General features: G+C 69.5%; 2 protein-coding genes. One reads left to right on the top strand and one right to left on the bottom strand.

The features are described 5' to 3' along the window. The first annotated feature begins 112 nt into the window (after positions 1–112). A complete protein-coding gene (locus tag FNX44_RS25450) occupies positions 113–1,408 on the top strand; it encodes a dicarboxylate/amino acid:cation symporter (protein WP_407699106.1) in 1,296 nt (431 codons plus the stop codon). Between the two features lie 121 nt (positions 1,409–1,529). On the opposite strand, the gene FNX44_RS25445 is transcribed toward FNX44_RS25450, so the two are convergent. After that, a complete protein-coding gene (locus tag FNX44_RS25445) occupies positions 1,530–2,951 on the bottom strand; it encodes an ATP-binding protein (protein WP_143651334.1) in 1,422 nt (473 codons plus the stop codon). Between the last annotated feature and the right edge of the window lie 171 nt (positions 2,952–3,122).

Genomic DNA, 3,122 nt, shown 5'->3' with positions numbered 1-3,122 from the left:
CCCCCGTCCGTCTCCTCACCCACGGAGTGTGTACGTGTCCGCCTCCTCGTCCCCCACGTCGACCGCCAGTCGGGCGGGCGGCACCGGATCCGTCCGGTCCCGGCTCCCCAAGGTGCCGTTCTGGGCGCAGATCCTCGTCGGCCTGGTCCTCGGCGTCTTCCTCGGCTGGATGGCCCGCAGCGGCGACATATCGTGGCTCGGCACCACCCTCGACAAGATCGGCGGCACGTTCGTCCAGCTGCTGAAGCTGGCCGTCGCCCCCCTCGTCTTCTTCGCGATCGTCGTCTCGATCACCAACCTGCGCAACGTCTCCAACGCCGCCCGCCTGGCCGGCCGCACGCTGCTGTGGTTCCTGATCACCTCGCTCATCGCGGTCTCCATCGGCCTCACCATCGGGCTGCTCACCAGCCCCGGCTCCGGCACCGGCCTCACCCCGGCCGACGGCGCCGCCCCCGAGAAGTCCGGCTCCTGGATCGACTTCCTCACCGGCATCGTCCCCACCGACGTCATCACGCCCTTCACCGAGCTGAAGGTGCTCCAGATCGTCTTCATGGCGGTTGTCGTCGGCATCGCCGCGCTCAAGCTCGGTGAGAAGGCCGCCCCGCTGCTGAGCTTCGGCGAGGCCGCGCTGGCGCTGCTCCAGAAGGCACTGTGGTGGGTCATCCGCCTCGCCCCGCTCGGCACCCTCGGCCTCATCGGCAACGCCATCAACCAGTACGGCTGGGACCTGCTCGGGCAGTACGCCACCTTCACCATCGACGTCTACGTCGGTTCGCTGCTGGTGATGTTCGGTGTCTACCCGCTGCTGCTGGCGCTCGCCGGCCGGGTCAACCCGGTGCAGTTCTTCCGCGGCGCCTGGCCCGCCCTCCAGCTGGCCTTCGTCTCCCGCTCCTCGGTCGGCACCATGCCGGTCACCCAGAAGGTCACCGAACGCCTCGGCGTGCCCCGCGAGTACGCGTCCTTCGCCGTGCCGTTCGGCGCCACGACCAAGATGGACGGCTGCGCCGCCATCTACCCGGCGCTGGCCGCGATCTTCGTCGCGGAGATCTTCGACGTCAGCCTGGGCCTCCAGGACTACCTGCTGATCGTCTTCGTCTCGGTCATCGGCTCCGCCGCGACCGCCGGCCTCACCGGCGCCACCGTGATGACCACCCTCACGCTCTCCACGCTCGGCCTGCCGCTCGAGGGCGTCGGCCTGCTGCTGGCCATCGACCCGGTGCTCGACATGATCCGCACCGCCACCAACGTCGCCGGCCAGGCGGCAGTCCCGGTCATCGTCTCCGCCCGCGAGAAGATCCTCGACCGCGGGGCCTACGACAACGCCACCTCCTTCGACATCACCGACCTCTCCGACGACACCCCGTCGCCTGCCGGGGCCGGCGCGCCCCCAGCCCCGGTGACCAGCTGACACCGTCCCGCCCGAACGCCCCGGCCCGCCTGGCCCCACCAGGCGGGCCGGGGCGTTCGGGTACTTTCCGCGGAGTGACAACGCCTCATCGCGCCGTGGGTCCCCCCCCGGACGTGCGCGGTCAGGCCCAGGCCTTGATGAGGTCGCTCGGGCCGAGGTGGGTGATCCCGTCGGCGATACATCCACTGCGCGCGACGGCGAGCAGCGGGGTGGTGTCGTCGGCGCCCGGGAGTTGGGATCGGTGAACGACGAGGCGGGAGAGGTCCCGGTGGTCGAAGGGCTTGTTCTCCAGCCACTTGATCGAGCCGACGACAGTGATCTTCTTGGCGATCGGGGCGCGGTCGCCGCCCACGATGTCGATCTCGGGGTCGTTGGTGCGGGTCCAGTAGCCGCCGATGACGTCCGTGCCGTCGGGAAGGTGGTCGTCGGCCAGACGCCAGAGGGCGTCGCGGAGTACGGGTTCGACGGCCCTGCTCCGCCACGAGGACCAGCTGTCGCGGATGGCGCGGAGGACCCGGTCGCCGCGTCCGCGTTCGATGGTGGGGATGCGGGGGCCGATGAAGGACAGGTAGAAGCGGAGGTAGGGATCGTCGATGCGGTAGCGGGTTTCGCGGCTGGGACGGGTGGAGAGCGGGGTCTCGGCGGTGACGAGCCGCCGGGAGGTGAGCAGCTCCAGCGAGCGGCTCAGGGAGCCGGGGTTGACGCCGCCCGCCGCCCGGCCGATGAGGGTGAAGGTGCGCTCCCCGTGCCCGATGGCGCCGAGTACGGTGCGTGCCTGGGCTTCGGTGGGGAACTCCGCCGCCAGGGTGCGTTCACCGCTGACCAGCAACGCCGAGGTCGGCCGCCGCAGCGCGTGGTCCAGGTACCCCCACAGGTCAGCGCCTTCGGGCCACTCCTCGAGGATCAATGGCAGCCCACCGCTGATCAGGAAGGCGTCGAAGGCGTCGGCCGGCGGTAGTCCGAGCATCGTGCCGACCTCGGCCGGGTTGAGCGGAGGCACGACCATCTCCGTCCCACGCTGGTAGAACGGCCGCCCGTAGGTGTTCAGCTGCTCCATCATGGCAAGGTCGGAACCGATGAGGACCAGCAGCACGGGGAGTCTGGACAGGGTCCGGTCGAACGCCTTCTGCAGGGCACCCTCGAACGTCGGGTCCTCCCGCACCAGATAGGGCATCTCGTCGAGGACGACGACACTCGGTGTGTCCGCTGGTAGTACTCCGGCCAGGAGTGTCAGGGCCGCGTCCCACGTCTGCGGCACGGCGAAGTCGGCAGCACGAGCCGCGTCGGGCAGCTCGGAGGCGGCCACCTCTGCTGCGAATCCCGCCAGATCCTCCTCACGCGACCCCCCGACGGCCGTGAAGAACACGTGAGGTAGGCCGGTCCGGTCCAAAAACTCCTCGACCAACCGCGACTTTCCGACTCGTCGACGCCCCCTGATGAGCACGGCCCGACCGCGCCGTCCCCCGCGGCCACCGCTGCGTACCGGTTCCAGGAGGTCGACCAGAGCCCCGAGCTCCGCTCGCCTTCCCACAAATCCGTCCATGCGCATCACCCCTCCACAAAAGATGGAAGCAAGAAAGTTTCTTTGATGCAAGTTTCTTTGATGCAAGCGATGGACCTGTGGTGACCCGCCTGGCCGTGCTGGTCCGGACCTTTTGGCCTGGTGGAGTGGGTTTGTGGTGATGGTGTGGGGCGGCTGTGTGGAGGGTGGCGG

This window comes from Streptomyces alkaliterrae (assembly GCF_007097205.2).
Lineage (GTDB): Bacteria > Actinomycetota > Actinomycetes > Streptomycetales > Streptomycetaceae > Streptomyces > Streptomyces alkaliterrae.
Note: the sequence above shows the minus strand (reverse complement) of the source record. Positions and strands in the feature narration are given on the sequence as shown.